Consider the following 14,424-nt stretch of genomic DNA (forward strand, 5'->3'; position numbering starts at 1 on the left):
CAATTGTCTGTCAGTGCACTATCTGTGCAAGAAAGGCTTTGGCCCGCGGGCTTTTCGGGGCGTTGAAGAAGTCTTCGGGCGGTGAATCTTCGATGATCATGCCGCCATCCAGAAACAGCACCCGCTCGGCCACCTGGCGGGCAAAGCCCATTTCGTGGGTGACACAGAGCATGGTCATGCCGCTGCCCGCCAGTTTGACCATCACATCCAGCACTTCGCTGACCATTTCCGGGTCCAGCGCCGAAGTCGGTTCATCAAACAACATGATTTTCGGCTCCATGCACAGTGCCCGGGCAATCGCCACGCGCTGCTGCTGGCCGCCCGACAGCTGGCTCGGGTATTTGTTGGCCTGAATGGCAATGCCCACCTTCTCCAGAAAGTGCTGCGCCAGTTCAACCGCCTTCTTGCGCGACAGGCCGCGCACCGACATCGGCGCCAGAATGCAGTTGTCCAGCACACTCATGTGCGGGAACAGGTTGAAGTGCTGGAACACCATGCCGATTTCGCTGCGCACCTGGGCGGCTTCGCGCGTGGCCTGGGACAGGTCGGTGCTGTTCACCAGAATCCGCCCTTGCTCGGCGATCTCCAGACGGTTGATGCAGCGGATCAGGGTCGACTTGCCCGAACCCGATGGCCCGCACAGTACGATCCGCTCGCCTTCGTGCACTTTAAGGTCGATGCCTTTGAGTACATGAAAGGCGCTGTAGTACTTGTTCAGACCGGCGATATCCACCACCACCTTGCGGGTGTCAGTGACTGGCGACACAGGATTATGAACGTAAGCAGGTTGAGCGTGCATGGTGCCTCTCCAGTGATCAGTTAAAGCGCTCGGCGCTGTAGGGCGTCGGGTCGGTGAACGGGGTCTGGCCGGTCATCATCTCTGCCAGCAGGCGGCCGCTGACCGGGCCCAGTGTCAGGCCGTGGTGGGCATGGCCAAAGTTGAACCACAAACCTTTATGCCGGCTGCCGGGACCAATCACCGGGCACATGTCCGGCAGGCAGGGGCGGCGGCCGAGCCAGGGTTCGGCGTCCACCCGCTGACCCAGCGGATACAGGCGTTGGGCACGCTCTTCGCAACGGCGTAGCTGGATTTCGTTGATCGGGTCATCACTGTCTGCAAATTCGATCCCTGTGGTCAGGCGAATACCACCCACCATGGGGGCCAGGACATAACCGCCCACCGAGTCGAGAATCGGATGCTGCATGGTGTGGCCGTCCTTGGCGGCGTAATGCATGTGGTAGCCGCGCTTGATCGCCAGGGGAATCCGGTAGCCCAGCGGCTGGAAAATTTCCCGGGCTTGCGGTCCGAGTGCAATCACCACTTCATTGCCGATGATCAGGCCTTTGTGGCTCTCGACCTGCCATTGCCCGGCCGTTTGCCGCAGGCTGGTGGCATCGCCGGTCACAAAGGTGCCGCCGCGCTTGATAAAGAGTTCGGCATAGCCCCGGGTCAGGCCGCCCGGATCGCTGACGGTCTTGGGGTCGAGCCAGTGAATGCCACCGATCACATCGGTATGCAGGCCGGGTTCCAGCGCGTGCACCTGTTGCTGGTCCAGTACCCGATAGTTGAGCTTGAACTCGCTCAAATCGGCGGCATCACGCTGGGCCTTGGCGAAGTCGTCCGCGGTGCGGTAAACCTCGATCCAGCCGCTGTCCTGGATCAGATGACCCATGCCCGCCGGCTCGGCCAGCAGATCATGTTCGCTGACACATTGTTCAATCAGCGGCAGCATGGCCCGGGTGGCATGGGCCAGCCCCTTGCTGCCCGACTGCTGCCAGTATTTCATCAGCCACGGCCCGGCTTTGGGCAGGTGTCTGAGGCTGTAGCGCACGTCCGATTGCTGATTGAGGCCATAGCGCAGCAGGCGGGTGATTTCCCGCGGGAACGAGTAAGGGATAACACTGGCGCGCTCGATCAGCCCGGCGTTGCCATGACTGGTGCCGCTACCCGGTTGGGCGCGGTCGAGCAGCACCACGCTGCGCCCGCGTGCCTGGAGTTGCAACGCGGTACTGACGCCGACGATGCCGGCCCCCAGAACGATAGTGTCGCAATGCATAAACAAATCCTTGAGACGAGGGCCGTATTTGCAGCCCGAAAAATGGGTTTACTGCAAATGCCGTCCGAGACGGCCTTCGATGAATTTCAGGCTGCGGCGCACGATTTCCACGATCACCAGGTACAGCACGGCGGCCCAGAGATAGACCTGGAAGTCGAAACTGCGGGAGAACACCATCTTGGTGACCCCCATCAAGTCGTAAATGGTGACCAGCGAGGCGATGGCACTGGCCTTGATCATCAGGATCAATTCATTGCCCAGTGGGCCGATGGCCACCAGCAGCGATTGCGGCAGGATGATTTTGCGAAAGGTGGTCCAGCGCGACAGGTTCAATGCCTTGCTGGCTTCACGCTGGCCCTGGGCTACCGACAGAATGCTGCCGCGCAGAATCTCGGCCTGATAGGCCGCTGTGTTCAGGGTGAAGGCCAGCAGGGTGCAGAACCAGGCATCGCGGAAAAACCACCACAGGCCGACGTCTTGCCAGAAACCCTTGAACGATCCCAGGCCGTAATACAGCAGGAACAGCTGTGCCAGCAGCGGTGAACCGCGAAAGAAGTACACATAGGCGCCGGTAAAACTGCGCAGGAAACGGTTGCCGGACAAGCGGCCCAGAGCAATCAGCAGGCCGAGCACCGCGCCCAGGGTGAAGGAAATCGCCACCAGCTTGGTGGTCACCAGCAGCCCGTCGATAAAGCGCGGGCCGTAGCGTTCCAGCAGCTCGGGGCTGAGAAACATGTTTTGCAGTTCCGCCAGGCTCATGGCTGCACGCTCCGTATATGGCGGTTGAAGTGGCGCTCAAGAAAGGCAAACAGACGCCCGGAAATCGCCGAGAAAAACAGGTAGATGAAGCAGGCCACGGTGTAAAACAGCATCGGGTCCTTGGTGACGCTGACCGCCAGGTTGGTCTGGCGCATCAGGTCCACCAGGGCGATGGTCGACACCAGGGACGTGTCCTTAAGCAGCGACAGCCAGTTGTTCGACAGGCCGGGCAGGGCGATGCGCGCCAGTTGTGGCAGCACCACTTTGCGAAAGGTGGTGAACTTCGACAGGCCCAGCGCCGAGGCCGCTTCGAATTGGCCCTTGGGAATGGTCTTGAATGCCCCTAGCCAGATCTCGCTGGAAAACGCGGCAAATACCAGGCTGAACGCAATCATCGCCGCGACGAAGGTATTGATCGTGAACTGTGCGTCGTAGCCCATCAGGGCGAGGATCTTTTGCGCGGCGATCTGGCAGCCGTAATAAATGATCAGCAGCGTCAGCAGTTCCGGCAGGCCACGGAATACCGTAGAGAAGGTTGTTGCCCAGGCCCGCATCCAGCGATTTTTGGAACGGGCCGCCACGGCCACGATCAGGCCCAGCGGTAAACCGATGGGCAGGCAGCTCAGGGCCAGGGCAATGGTGACCAGCGAGCCGGCAAGCAGCGCCGAGCCCCAGCCGCCACTGGCGAAGGAAAGAAGTGAGAGTTGATCGAGCATGCTCGAATCCCCGGGCAAAAAAAGGGCCGAAATTCAGCCGCCGCGCACGCCAGGTGCGCAGGGCCGGGTCATTGGCAGGGAGGCCCTCAACCGAGGGCGGGCGACTCAGTAAATGTCGAAGTCGAAGTACTTGCTGGAGATCTTTTTATAGGTGCCGTCGGCAACGATCTCGTCCAGCGCCTTGTTGAAGCGCTCACGCAGGGCGTTGTCTTCCTTGCGTACCGCAATCGAGGCATCGGCCATGGTGCCGTTGACGTCACCAATGATTTTGCAGCAGTCCTTGCCGGTTTTATTGACCCACTCCAGCAGCGGGAATTTGTCGGCAATCACCACATCGACCCGTTCGTTTTCCAGCTCGCTGTTGGCTTCATCCAGGGTTGGATACAGTTTCAGATCAGCCTTTTTGTAGTGCTCTTCGGCATAGATGCTTTGGGTGGCGGCGCTCTGGGCACCTACGGTTTTACCGGCGAAGTCGGACTGGGCATCGGTGATGTCAGAGTCCTTGGGCACGGCAATGGACAGCGGAGTGCGGTAGTAGTGATTGGTGAACGCGATCTTCTTTTTGCGCTCTTCGTTGACGATCATGGACGCGACAATGGCGTCGTATTTCTTCGCCATCAGGCCGGCGATGATCCCGTCCCAGTCCTGGGCCACGATGGTGCACTCGGCGCCCATGCGCTTGCACACTTCTTCGGTGATATCGACGTCAAAGCCGTGCAGCTTGTTGTCGGAGTCAACGTAGTTAAACGGAGGGTAGGCGCCTTCCGTGGCGATTGTCAGTTTGTCGGCCTGGGCGTTGGACGCGAAGGCGACAACCATTGCACATGCACTGGCAAAGCGAATGACGTGTTTCATCTAGCACCTCGTTTTATTGTTTTGATCCGGGTGAGGATGTGTAGCCCACGAACTCATTGTGTAAGGCCGCGGTAGCCTCAAGACGCTTCTCCACGTCCGGCCCCAGTTGTTTGCACACTTCGTTGATCAGCAGGTGCACCAGCGACAGCATGGCTGCGGTGGATTCCCAGAACAGATTGAATTCGGTCGGTACACGAAACACTTCGTCGGCGTTCTGCTCGGCCCAGTCGCAAAAAGTGTCGGTCACCAGGGTGACGGCAATGCCAGCCTCGCGCGCCTTGCGGCATAACAGTTGGGCGTGGCGCGAATAGCGCCGGGCCTCGAATACCACCAGGGCGCAGTCCTCGGGTGGGCACAGCAGCACGTCGGCGTAATGCCCGGCGGCGCCGTCCACCAGTTGCACGCCATCGCGCAGGTATTGCAGCAAATGCACCATGGACGCGGCGATCCCGCGTTCGGTCTGGAACCCGGCCACGAACACCTTGCGCCGGGTGGCCAGGCGCTGGCTTACGGCTTGCCATTGCGGGGTGAGGCTGTATTCGTAAACCTTGACCAGGGCGCCGACTTCCAGCTCAAAGCTGCGCGGTAACCCTTGGGGCCCCTGGCTCGATTGCTGGCGGAATTCCTGCAGACGATCACCCACCAGCCACGGGCCGTCGCCCAGGTCGTCCTTGAGATCGTTCTTCAGGTCTTTGAAATGGCTGTAGCCCAGCGCGCGGCAAAAGCGCCCGACACTGGACTCGCTGACACCCAGCCTGGCGGCAATGTCGGCAGCGGTCTGAAACGGCAGCTCGTAAAGATTGGCCAGCATATAACTGGCAATCGCCCGGCCCGAAGGGGCGGCGGTTGACAGACTGCTTTCTAGGCGTTGTTTAATCGACTGGCTCACGGCTGCTTTCCTGTTGTTGTTTCAGCGCGTTGCAGAAAGTGAATGTTTTCTGTCATTAAGTCAAGAATTGACAGATAACTGTCATCGCAGGATAGTTGGCCGAGCATAAAAATAACTAGATTGGAGCGCCAGAATGTCCCAGCCCGCTACCTCGTCCCAGGCTATGGAGTCGCTGAACCTCAGCGAACTGACCGCCTTGCTGCAACAGATCTTTGAGCGTCACGGCACCTCCCGGGCCGTGGCGCAGGTATTGGCAGACAACTGCGCCCGGGCTCAGCGCGACGGTTCCTACAGCCACGGTGTGTTCCGTATCCCGGGTTACCTGGCTTCCCTGGCAAGTAACTGGGTCGACGGCCAGGCCGTGCCGCAGGTTGAAGACGTGGCCTCGGGCTTTATCCGCGTGGATGCGGCCAACGGCTTTGCCCAGCCGGCGTTGGCAGCGGCGCGTGAATTGCTGGTGGAAAAGGCCCGCAGTGCCGGGATTGCAGTGCTGGCGATCCGCAACTCCCATCACTTTGCGGCGCTCTGGCCCGATGTCGAGCCGTTTGCCGAAGAAGGCCTGGTGGCATTGAGCGTGGTCAACAGCATGACCTGCGTGGTGCCCCATGGTGCGCAAAAGCCGCTGTTCGGTACCAACCCCATTGCCTTCGCCGCCCCCTGTGCCGGCGGCCACCCGATCGTCTTTGACCTGGCCACCAGTGCCATTGCCCACGGCGATGTACAAATTGCCGCGCGCAAGGACCACAGCCTGCCGGCCGGCATGGGGGTGGACAAGCATGGCGAGCCGACGCAAAACCCGAAAGAGATTCTGGACGGAGGTGCCTTGCTGCCCTTCGGTGGGCATAAAGGTTCGGCGCTGTCGATGATGGTCGAACTGCTGGCGGCAGCGTTGACCGGTGGCAACTTCTCGTTCGAGTTCGACTGGAAGCAACACCCCGGTGCGCAAACCCCCTGGACCGGACAACTGTTGATCGTCATCGACCCGACCAAGTCCGGCGGTAACAGCTTCGCCCAGCGCAGCGCAGAACTGGTGCGCCAGATGCATGCCGTGGGCCTTGAGCGTATGCCGGGTGACCGGCGCTTTATCGAGCGCGCCAAATCGGTGGGCGAAGGGATCCCGATGGCTGCCGAAGAACTGGCCAGATTGCGCGCACTGGCGCAGTAATACCCCGCACACCCAAACCCCGTAGGAGCGAGCTTGCTCGCGAGCTCTTGGTCGTTACGACCCAAAAGCTCGCTCCTGCATCCTGCATATAGATACAGCTGACAAGCATCAACACCTCCCTTGCGCCACGGGCCTATGCTGCACAGGACTTCAAGCATAAGGAACTGGCCATGAATGCCCCTGCAACCACCCCGGAGCCTGTAACGGCGAAAGCAAAACTGCCCATAGGCCTGGTGATTGCGGTCCTGGTGATGATAGGTATTTTGCTGCTGCCATTGCCTGCCGATCTACCGGTTGCCGGCCACCGCATGCTGGCGATTCTGGCGTTTGCCGTGGTGGTGTGGATCACCGAGGCGGTGTCCTATGAAGCCAGCGCCATCATGATCACGTCGCTGATGGCGTTTCTGATTGGCATGGCGCCCACCCTGCAAGACCCGTCGCAGCTTTACGGCACTTCTGCCGGCATCACCATGGCCCTGACCGGTTTCTCCAATGCCGCGCTGGCGCTGGTGGCCGGTGCGCTGTTTATCGCGGCGGCCATGACCCATACCGGGCTGGACCGGCGTATTGCCCTGGTCACCCTGTCACGTATCGGTACCAGCACCCGACGCATCCTGCTGGGGGCGATTGCGGTCACCATTCTGCTCAGCCTGGTGGTACCCAGCGCCACGGCCCGCAGCGCTTGTGTGGTGCCGATCATGATGGGGGTGATCTTGGCGTTTGGCGTGGACAAGCGCTCGAATATCGCAGCAGGAATCATGATCGTGGTGGCCCAGGGCACCAGTATCTGGAACGTCGGGATTCAAACCGCAGCAGCGCAGAACCTGCTGACCGTGGGTTTTATGGACAAGATGCTGGGCGCGCGGGTGAACTGGCTCGACTGGCTGATTGCCGGGGCGCCCTGGGCCATCATCATGTCGGGGGTGTTGCTGTTTGTGGTGCTCAAGTTGCTGCCTCCCGAAAGCGACAGCATTCCCGGCGGCAAAGAAGCGGTCGAAAAGTCCCTGGCCGAACTGGGGCCGATGACCGGGCCACAGAAACGTCTGATGGCGGTCTCTGTGGCCTTGCTGCTGGCTTGGGCCACCGAAGGCAAGCTGCACAGTTTCGACACCACCTCGACCACCTACGCCGGGTTGGTGTTTTTGCTGTTGCCGCGTTTTGGAGTGATGACCTGGAAAGACGTGCAGTCGCGTATCCCCTGGGGCACGGTGATTGTGTTCGGGGTCGGGATCAGTCTTGGTACCGCCTTGCTCACCACCCAGGCCGGGCAATGGCTGGGCGCGCAGGTGGTGAACCACACCGGGCTGGATCAAGTGGGGCCGCTGGGGATCTTTGCGATTCTGGGGGCTTTCCTGATTTTGATTCACCTGGGGTTTGCCAGTGCGACTGCGTTGACCTCGGCCTTGCTGCCGATTCTGATTGCGGTGCTGCAAACCTTGCCGGGTGAATTCAACCGGTTGGGCATGACCATGCTTCTGGGCTTTGTGGTCAGCTACGGGTTTATCCTGCCGATCAACGCTCCGCAAAACATGGTGTGCCTGGGCACGCAAACCTTCACCGCCAAACAATTCGCCAAGGTCGGGCTGATCGTCACGGCGGTGGGTTATTTGCTGATGCTGCTGTTTGGCGCAACCTACTGGAGCTGGCTGGGCTGGATGTAAGCAGAAGCGAGCTCACCTGTAGGAGCGAGCTTGCCTGTAGGAGCGAGCTTGCTCGCGAGCTCTTCTTCGCGACGCCCAAAACATCGCGAGACAAGCTCACTCCCCCAGGCCCGGGTTAGTTTCCGCCTTCGCTGCGTCCGCCACTGCTGACTTCGGGCGGTACATCTTCGCCCGCTATGCGCTTGCGGAACAGCGAGGTGCGCGCCAGCAGCAAGGTGGTCACCGGTACGGTAATCGCCAGCAAAATCGGGATCAGCCAGGCGTGCAGCACCGGTGTCGATTTGAGTGCCGAGAAGTACAGGATCGACGCCAGTGCCACGCACCACGCGCCCAGGGTCGAGGCCAGTGCCGGCGGGTGCATGCGCTGGAAAAAGTCTTTCAGGCGCAGCAGCCCGATAGCACCGCACAAGGCAAACAGGCTGCTCAGAACCAGCAGCACTGCCACCGGTATTTCGATCCAGAGCGATAACTCGCTGACTGAATTCATTCGATCACCTCGCCACGCAGCAGGAATTTGGCCAGTGCAAAAGAGCCGACAAAGCCGAACAGGGCAATCAGCAGTGCGCCCTCAAAGTAGGTGTCACTGGCATAACGGATACCCAGTACCAGCATCACCAGCATGGCGAGGATATACAGGTAGTCCAGCGCCAGAACCCGGTCCTGGGCCGACGGCCCCTTGAACAGCCGGATCACGGTCAGGACCATCGCCAGGCTGAACAGGAACAGGCTGGTGAGGATGGCATTGGAGAGCAGGGCACTCATTCAAAGATCTCCATCAGGGGGCGTTCGTAGGTGTCTTTGAAATGCCGGATAAACTGCGCTTCGTCATCCAGGTCGAACACATGCAGCAGCAGTACGCTGCGGTCCAGCGCCAGCTCCGACCAGATAGTGCCGGGCACCACGGTGGTAATCATCGACAAGGCGGCCAGGCCGTTGGCATCGCGCAGATCCAGGGGGATCTTGATGAAGCGTGAGCGGGGCGGTTTCTTGCCGGCCATGAGCACGCCCCGGGCGACTGCGATATTGGATGCCACCACATCGCGGCCCACCACAAAGAACAGCTTGATGACCACGCCGGGCCGGCGAATATGGATGGGCAGCGGCCGCAGGGGCGCGAACATCAACGGGGCCAGAAAGCCCAGCGCAGCACCAAGCAGCAGATTGCCGGCGCTCAATGACAGGTTGAGCACCAGCCACAGCAGCCACAGCGCAAGTGACAGCCAGGGAGCCGGAAACAGGCGCTTCATGGTTGTACCTCCTGTAGCGCCGCTTTGGCTTCGGGGCCGGGTACCGGGCGGGTGCCGATAACGGCCATCACATAGCGCTCGGGATTGTTCAGGGTGTCAGCGGCATCATGGGTATAACGCAATACGGGCTCGGCCTTGAACGTCAGGACCACACAGAGTCCGATCAACAACACGATGGGCAGGTATTCGAAGCGACGCAGCAGCGGCGACGGGCGCTCGATGGGTGTCCAGAAGCGCTGGATACCCATGCGCGCGAAGGCAATCAAAGAGGCCAGACCCGAGAAGATCAGTAGCGCAAACAGGCCCCAGGCAGCGGTCGAGACTGGAGCGTCAGCGGTGTTGCCCAGGCCCGCCGGGTTAAGCAGGGCATTGAGCAGGCCGAGCTTGCCGATGAACCCGGACAGCGGCGGCATGCCGATAATCAACAGGGCACAGGCGATAAAGCTCAGGCCCAGGAAGGCCATGGTCCAGGGAATGATTTGGCCGACCACGGCTTTTTGCTCGTCATCCAGATTGGTGCCCCGCGGCGGATTCAACGACTCCATCAGGGCGGGCAGTTGCCCGGCATCGTCCTCAAGCAGCATCTCGTTGGAGGAGCGCGAGCGTTCGATCAGCTCGGCCAGCAGGAACAAGGCGCACAAGGCAAGGGAGGAGCTGACCAGATAGAACAGCGCGGCAGCGGTCAGGTTGGGTTGGGCGAAACCCACGGCCGACAGCAGGATGCCCGCCGACACCAGAATGCTCAGGCTGGCCATCCGCTCAAGGCGTTGGGCGGCCAGTATGGCAATGGCAGCACAGACGATGGTCGCCATGCCGCCGTATATCAGCCAGTCACCGGCAAAGTAGGCCGACGCTCCGGCCTGACCGGAAAACAGCAGGGTCCACAAGCGCAGAACCGTGTAAATGCCGACTTTGGTCATGATCGCGAACAGGGCGGCGACCGGGGCACTGGCTGCCGAGTAGGCCGGAACCAGCCAGAAGTTCAGCGGCCACATGCCGGCCTTGGCCAGAAAGGCGATGGCCAGAATGGCGGCGCCGGCATGCAGCAAGCCGCGGTCTGCCTCGGGCACCAGCGGGATTTTCAGCGCCAGATCGGCCATGTTCAGGGTGCCGGTGACGCCATAAATCAATGCCGCACCGATCAGGAACAGGGATGACGCCAGCAGGTTGATCGAGATGTAGTGCAGGCCCGCAGACACCCGGGCCTTGCCGGAGCCGTGGAGCATCAGTCCGTAGGAGGCGGCCAGCAATACTTCGAAAAACACGAACAGGTTGAAGATGTCGGCGGTCAGGAAGGCACCGTACAGGCCCATCAGCTGGATCTGGAACAGTGCGTGGAAGCTGGCCCCGGCGCGGTCCCAGCGGGCCATGGCGAACAGCAGCGCGCAGCTGGCGATGATGCCGGTCAACACCAGCATCAGCGCCGACAGGCGATCAACCACCAGGGCGATCCCGAACGGTACTTGCCAGTTGCTGGGCAGGTACACGCCAATCGCTGACGGCAGCGGTTGCTGCTGGGTCCATAGCAACAACAGCACGGAGATGCCCAGGCCCATAAAAGTCGAGATCAGGTTGATCCGGGCTTTGAGCGGGCGGCGTTTTTCTCCCAGCAACAGCATGCAGGCTGCGGTGAGCAGCGGTAACAGAATGGGCGCGACGATCAGATGCGGCATCAAATTCATTCTTTAGGCTCCCGGCCATCGACGTGGTCGGTACCGGTCAGGCCCCGGGAGGCCAGCAAGACCACCAGAAACAGGGCGGTCATGGCAAAGCTGATGACGATTGCGGTGAGTACCAGGGCCTGGGGCAACGGGTCTGTGTAGTTGAGCAGGTCCTGGGGCACGCCGTCCTTGATCACCGGCTCCTTGCCGATAAACAGGCTGCCCATGCTGAAAATGAACAGGTTGACCCCGTACGACAGCAGGCACAGGCCCATGACCACCTGGAAGGTCCGCGGGCGCAGCACCAGCCAGGTTCCGGACGCGGCGAGTACGCCGATTGCGATAGCGATGACTTCTTCCATCAGGCAGCTCCCGTCCTGGGTTGAGTGGCGGGTTGAGAGGCAGGCTGATTGCTCGGGCGATGGGCCCGGACCGACTGGTGAGCCAGTGCCGTGAGGATCAGCAGCGTGGCGCCGACCACGACGGCATAGACGCCGATATCAAAGAACAGGGCGCTGGCGATATGGATGTCACCCAGCAGCGGCAAGCTGAAGTGTGCCGTGTGGGTGGTCAGGAACGGATAGCCCAGAGGAATTGCGCCGAGCCCGGTGAGGGTGGCGCACAACAGGCCGGTGCCCATCCAGCGCAGCGGCCGCAGGCTCATTTGCGCCTCGACCCACTGGGTGCCTGCCACCATGTATTGCAAGATGAACGCCACGGACATCACCAGGCCGGCAACAAAGCCGCCGCCCGGCTGGTTGTGGCCGCGCATGAACAGATACATCGACACCACGAAGGCAATCGGCAACAGCAGGCGCACCAGTACCGCGGGCACCATCATGAAGCCCAGGGCGGTGTCGCTGGCACTGCGCGGGTTGACCAGATCGGTCATTACGTCCTTGGCCAGCAGACGCTGCTGGGAAGGCAGCTGCATGCTCTCTTTGGGCGGGCGGAAGCGACGCAGCAGGGCAAAAACAGTGAGTGCCACGGCTGCCAGCACGGTGATTTCACCCAGGGTGTCGAAGCCCCGGAAATCCACCAGCATCACATTCACCACATTGCTTCCGCCGCCATCCGGCAAAGCCCGGCTCAGGTAGAAAGACGACGTGTCGTTCGGGGTCTGGCGGGTGAGCATGGCGTAGGACAGCATGGCCATACCGCCGCCGACTGCGGCCGATAGCAGCAAGTCACGCAAACGGCGGATCTGCGCTTTGCGCAATGTCCCCGGTAGTGGCGAGACTTCTTCTATCCGCCGCGGCAACCAGCGCAACCCGAGCAGGATAAGGACCGTGGTGACCACTTCGACTACCAGCTGGGTCAGCGCCAGGTCAGGTGCGGAGAACCAGACAAAGGTCACACAGGTCATCAGGCCGCACACGCTGACCATGGTCAGGGCTGCCAGACGGTGGTATTTGGCTTGCCAGGCGGCGCCCAGGGCGCAGGCTATTGCCAGCAGCCAGAGGGTCACGAATACAGTCGACCCCGGTATTTTCGGCCGGTCGCCCCAGCTCAGGCCGCTGTAGAGCATCGGAATCAGGCCCGCGATCACGGCAGCCAGAATCAACACGAACAGCTGGGTTTGCAGGCGCTGAGTGCTGATGCGTCGCTCAATGCGGCGCGCCCAGCGCATGATCACCACCAGGCAGCGCTCGAAGAAACGCTTGCCATTGAAATACGTGATTAGCGGCGGCAGCGGATAACGGCCGAGTTTGAGCTGTTTACGCAGCACCACATACAGCAGGATGCCGCAGGACATTGCGATCAGGCTCATGATCATCGGTGCATTCAGGCCGTGCCAGATCGCCAGGCTGTATTCAGGCAGTTCGCCGCCCACCACCGGTTGCGCGGCAGCCGCCAGCAACGGGCCGACGGTTTGTGCCGGGAAGATCCCGACCATCAGACAGGTGAACACCAGCAGCTCCACCGGGGCCCGCATCCAGCGTGGCGGCTCGTGGGGAGTCAGGGGCAGGTCGGTGGGAGGCGGACCGAAAAACACATCAACGGTAAAGCGCAGGGCATAGGCCACGCTGAATGTACCGGCGATGGTTGCGATTACGGGCAGGGCAATTTCAACCCAGGCTGTGGAGTTGATGAACACGGTTTCGGCGAAGAACATCTCTTTGGACAGAAACCCGTTAAGCAGCGGTACACCTGCCATCGAGGCGCTGGCCACCATGGCCAGGGTCGCGGTATAGGGCATGAGTCTGAACAGGCCGCTGAGCTTGCGAATATCCCGAGTACCACTTTCGTGGTCGATGATGCCTGCCGCCATGAACAGCGACGCCTTGAAGGTCGCATGGTTGAGAATGTGGAACACCGCAGCGACCGCCGCCAGTGGGCTGTTGAGGCCCAGCAGCAGGGTAATCAGGCCAAGGTGGCTGATGGTTGAATAGGCCAGCAAGCCTTTAAGGTCGTTTTGAAACATCGCGCAGTAGGCGCCCAGCACCAGGGTGCAGGCCCCGGCGCCGCTGACAATCCAGAACCACTCTTCACTGCCCGACAGGGAGGGCCAGAGCCGGGCGAGCAGGAACACCCCGGCCTTGACCATGGTTGCCGAGTGCAGATAAGCCGAAACCGGAGTGGGTGCTGCCATCGCGTGGGGCAGCCAGAAGTGAAACGGGAATTGCGCACTTTTACTCAGGGCGCCGATCAGGATAAGCGGGAGCAGAACGGGATACAGGCTGTGGGCGCGAATCTTGTCGCCGGCGACCAGCACTGCATCCAGATCGTAGCTGCCGACGACATGGCCAAGCAGCATGACCCCCGCCAGCAAGCACAATCCGCCCGCACCGGTAACCATCAGCGCCATATAGGCGCCGCGTCGGGCATCTGAGCGGTGGTGCCAATATCCAATCAGCAAGAAGGAGAAGAGGCTGGTGAGCTCCCAGAAAAACACCATCTGGATCAGGTTGCCGGACACCACCAGGCCGAGCATGGCGCCCATGAACGCCAGGAAAAAAGCAAAGAAGCGCGGCACCGGGTCTTCGGGTGACATGTAATAACGGGCGTACAGCGACACCAGCGTGCCGATGCCCAGCACCAGAGTCGAGAACAGCCAGGCGAAACCGTCCAGCCGCAGCACAAAATTCAGGCCGAGACTGGGCAGCCACATGAACTCTTCGCGAATCACCCCGCCATGGGCAATTTGCGGATAGAGCAGGGCTACTTGAATGGTACCGATCAGAGCAATCAGACCGGCCAGCAGTGATGCACTGTTACGTGCGTTGTGCGGCAAAACAGCCGCCAGACAGCTGCCGATAAATGGCAGAAGCAGTAGAACTATCAGGGACATAGGCTTCTAATCTGCAGGAGTTTGTGAGCGATCATACGTGGCGACTTGTATATCACCAACAAAGAAGCTGTAGATGAATCCTACAAAATGTGTGCAAACGCAAGTGGCGCGGCGCGGCATCT

The 14,424-nt window shown here is 60.9% G+C and carries 14 protein-coding genes; 2 read left to right on the forward strand and 12 right to left on the reverse strand.

The genetic code is table 11. From position 1 onward, the window contains the following. Nucleotides 1-10: 10 nt before the first annotated feature. The 6 genes from JQ845_RS03845 to JQ845_RS03870 all read right to left on the reverse strand — a co-directional run bounded on the left by JQ845_RS03845 (nucleotide 11) and on the right by JQ845_RS03870 (nucleotide 5,276). Nucleotides 11-736: an amino acid ABC transporter ATP-binding protein gene (locus JQ845_RS03845; RefSeq protein WP_127196492.1), complete on the reverse strand. Its 726-nt coding sequence runs from the start codon at nucleotides 734-736 to the stop codon at nucleotides 11-13. Between the two features lie 79 nt (nucleotides 737-815). Then, nucleotides 816-2,057, reverse strand: coding sequence for an NAD(P)/FAD-dependent oxidoreductase (locus JQ845_RS03850; protein WP_160627839.1), 1,242 nt, complete (start codon nucleotides 2,055-2,057; stop codon nucleotides 816-818). Nucleotides 2,058-2,105: 48 nt separating this feature from the next. Next, nucleotides 2,106-2,816 (reverse strand): ABC transporter permease, encoded by a 711-nt coding sequence (locus JQ845_RS03855; protein ID WP_003446120.1) that lies wholly within the window; start codon nucleotides 2,814-2,816, stop codon nucleotides 2,106-2,108. Continuing rightward, on the reverse strand, nucleotides 2,813-3,532 hold the full coding sequence (locus tag JQ845_RS03860; RefSeq protein WP_010656910.1) for an ABC transporter permease: 720 nt from the start codon (nucleotides 3,530-3,532) through the stop codon (nucleotides 2,813-2,815). The genes JQ845_RS03855 and JQ845_RS03860 overlap by 4 nt, the downstream gene beginning before the upstream one ends. Before the next feature lie 105 nt (nucleotides 3,533-3,637). Then, the gene (locus JQ845_RS03865; RefSeq protein ID WP_003446117.1) at nucleotides 3,638-4,387 is read right to left on the reverse strand and encodes a transporter substrate-binding domain-containing protein; all 750 of its coding nucleotides are present in this window, start codon (nucleotides 4,385-4,387) and stop codon (nucleotides 3,638-3,640) included. Nucleotides 4,388-4,400: 13 nt separating this feature from the next. Further along, nucleotides 4,401-5,276, reverse strand: a complete 876-nt coding sequence (locus JQ845_RS03870) for a MurR/RpiR family transcriptional regulator (protein ID WP_010656909.1) — start codon at nucleotides 5,274-5,276, stop codon at nucleotides 4,401-4,403. A 133-nt stretch (nucleotides 5,277-5,409) separates the two neighbouring features. Here JQ845_RS03870 and JQ845_RS03875 point away from each other — a divergent pair, with 133 nt between their 5' ends. Together JQ845_RS03875 and JQ845_RS03880 are read left to right on the forward strand one after the other, a co-directional pair. Further along, a complete protein-coding gene (locus tag JQ845_RS03875) occupies nucleotides 5,410-6,441 on the forward strand; it encodes an Ldh family oxidoreductase (protein ID WP_003446114.1) in 1,032 nt (343 codons plus the stop codon). Nucleotides 6,442-6,611: 170 nt separating this feature from the next. Next, the gene (locus tag JQ845_RS03880; RefSeq protein WP_127196449.1) at nucleotides 6,612-8,102 is read left to right on the forward strand and encodes a DASS family sodium-coupled anion symporter; all 1,491 of its coding nucleotides are present in this window, start codon (nucleotides 6,612-6,614) and stop codon (nucleotides 8,100-8,102) included. Between the two features lie 115 nt (nucleotides 8,103-8,217). Here JQ845_RS03880 and JQ845_RS03885 read toward each other — a convergent pair whose 3' ends face one another. Genes JQ845_RS03885 through JQ845_RS03910 form a run of 6 tightly spaced genes read right to left on the reverse strand, consistent with a single transcriptional unit; the run spans nucleotide 8,218 to nucleotide 14,302 of the window. After that, a complete protein-coding gene (locus tag JQ845_RS03885) occupies nucleotides 8,218-8,589 on the reverse strand; it encodes a Na+/H+ antiporter subunit G (RefSeq protein WP_003446109.1) in 372 nt (123 codons plus the stop codon). Next, on the reverse strand, nucleotides 8,586-8,864 hold the full coding sequence (locus JQ845_RS03890) for a K+/H+ antiporter subunit F (RefSeq protein ID WP_003446108.1): 279 nt from the start codon (nucleotides 8,862-8,864) through the stop codon (nucleotides 8,586-8,588). The genes JQ845_RS03885 and JQ845_RS03890 overlap by 4 nt, the downstream gene beginning before the upstream one ends. After that, the gene (locus tag JQ845_RS03895) at nucleotides 8,861-9,349 is read right to left on the reverse strand and encodes a Na+/H+ antiporter subunit E (RefSeq protein WP_003446107.1); all 489 of its coding nucleotides are present in this window, start codon (nucleotides 9,347-9,349) and stop codon (nucleotides 8,861-8,863) included. The genes JQ845_RS03890 and JQ845_RS03895 overlap by 4 nt, the downstream gene beginning before the upstream one ends. Beyond that, on the reverse strand, nucleotides 9,346-11,031 hold the full coding sequence (locus JQ845_RS03900) for a monovalent cation/H+ antiporter subunit D (protein WP_003446105.1): 1,686 nt from the start codon (nucleotides 11,029-11,031) through the stop codon (nucleotides 9,346-9,348). Before JQ845_RS03900 ends, JQ845_RS03895 begins: the two co-directional genes overlap by 4 nt. After that, complete coding sequence (locus JQ845_RS03905; protein ID WP_003446102.1) at nucleotides 11,028-11,372, reverse strand: Na+/H+ antiporter subunit C; 345 nt, start codon at nucleotides 11,370-11,372, stop codon at nucleotides 11,028-11,030. Before JQ845_RS03905 ends, JQ845_RS03900 begins: the two co-directional genes overlap by 4 nt. Next, nucleotides 11,372-14,302 carry a monovalent cation/H+ antiporter subunit A gene (locus JQ845_RS03910; protein WP_203008361.1) on the reverse strand — a complete coding sequence of 977 codons (2,931 nt, stop codon included), beginning with the start codon at nucleotides 14,300-14,302 and terminating at the stop codon, nucleotides 11,372-11,374. The genes JQ845_RS03905 and JQ845_RS03910 overlap by 1 nt, the downstream gene beginning before the upstream one ends. Between the last annotated feature and the right edge of the window lie 122 nt (nucleotides 14,303-14,424).

The organism is Pseudomonas paraversuta, assembly GCF_904063065.1.
In the GTDB taxonomy this organism is placed as follows: Bacteria; Pseudomonadota; Gammaproteobacteria; order Pseudomonadales; family Pseudomonadaceae; genus Aquipseudomonas; species Aquipseudomonas paraversuta.

Bases quoted from the DNA above. Each gene is read 5' to 3' on its own strand.
- JQ845_RS03850 (WP_160627839.1), bottom strand. From the start codon at position 2,057: ATGCATTGCGACACTATCGTTCTGGGGGCCGGCATCGTCGGCGTCAGT.
- JQ845_RS03900 (WP_003446105.1), bottom strand. From the start codon at position 11,031: ATGAATTTGATGCCGCATCTGATCGTCGCGCCCATTCTGTTACCGCTG.
- JQ845_RS03880 (WP_127196449.1), top strand. From the start codon at position 6,612: ATGAATGCCCCTGCAACCACCCCGGAGCCTGTAACGGCGAAAGCAAAA.
- JQ845_RS03885 (WP_003446109.1), bottom strand. From the start codon at position 8,589: ATGAATTCAGTCAGCGAGTTATCGCTCTGGATCGAAATACCGGTGGCA.
- JQ845_RS03865 (WP_003446117.1), bottom strand. From the start codon at position 4,387: ATGAAACACGTCATTCGCTTTGCCAGTGCATGTGCAATGGTTGTCGCC.
- JQ845_RS03890 (WP_003446108.1), bottom strand. From the start codon at position 8,864: ATGAGTGCCCTGCTCTCCAATGCCATCCTCACCAGCCTGTTCCTGTTC.
- JQ845_RS03905 (WP_003446102.1), bottom strand. From the start codon at position 11,372: ATGGAAGAAGTCATCGCTATCGCAATCGGCGTACTCGCCGCGTCCGGA.
- JQ845_RS03910 (WP_203008361.1), bottom strand. From the start codon at position 14,302: ATGTCCCTGATAGTTCTACTGCTTCTGCCATTTATCGGCAGCTGTCTG.
- JQ845_RS03855 (WP_003446120.1), bottom strand. From the start codon at position 2,816: ATGAGCCTGGCGGAACTGCAAAACATGTTTCTCAGCCCCGAGCTGCTG.
- JQ845_RS03875 (WP_003446114.1), top strand. From the start codon at position 5,410: ATGTCCCAGCCCGCTACCTCGTCCCAGGCTATGGAGTCGCTGAACCTC.
- JQ845_RS03895 (WP_003446107.1), bottom strand. From the start codon at position 9,349: ATGAAGCGCCTGTTTCCGGCTCCCTGGCTGTCACTTGCGCTGTGGCTG.
- JQ845_RS03860 (WP_010656910.1), bottom strand. From the start codon at position 3,532: ATGCTCGATCAACTCTCACTTCTTTCCTTCGCCAGTGGCGGCTGGGGC.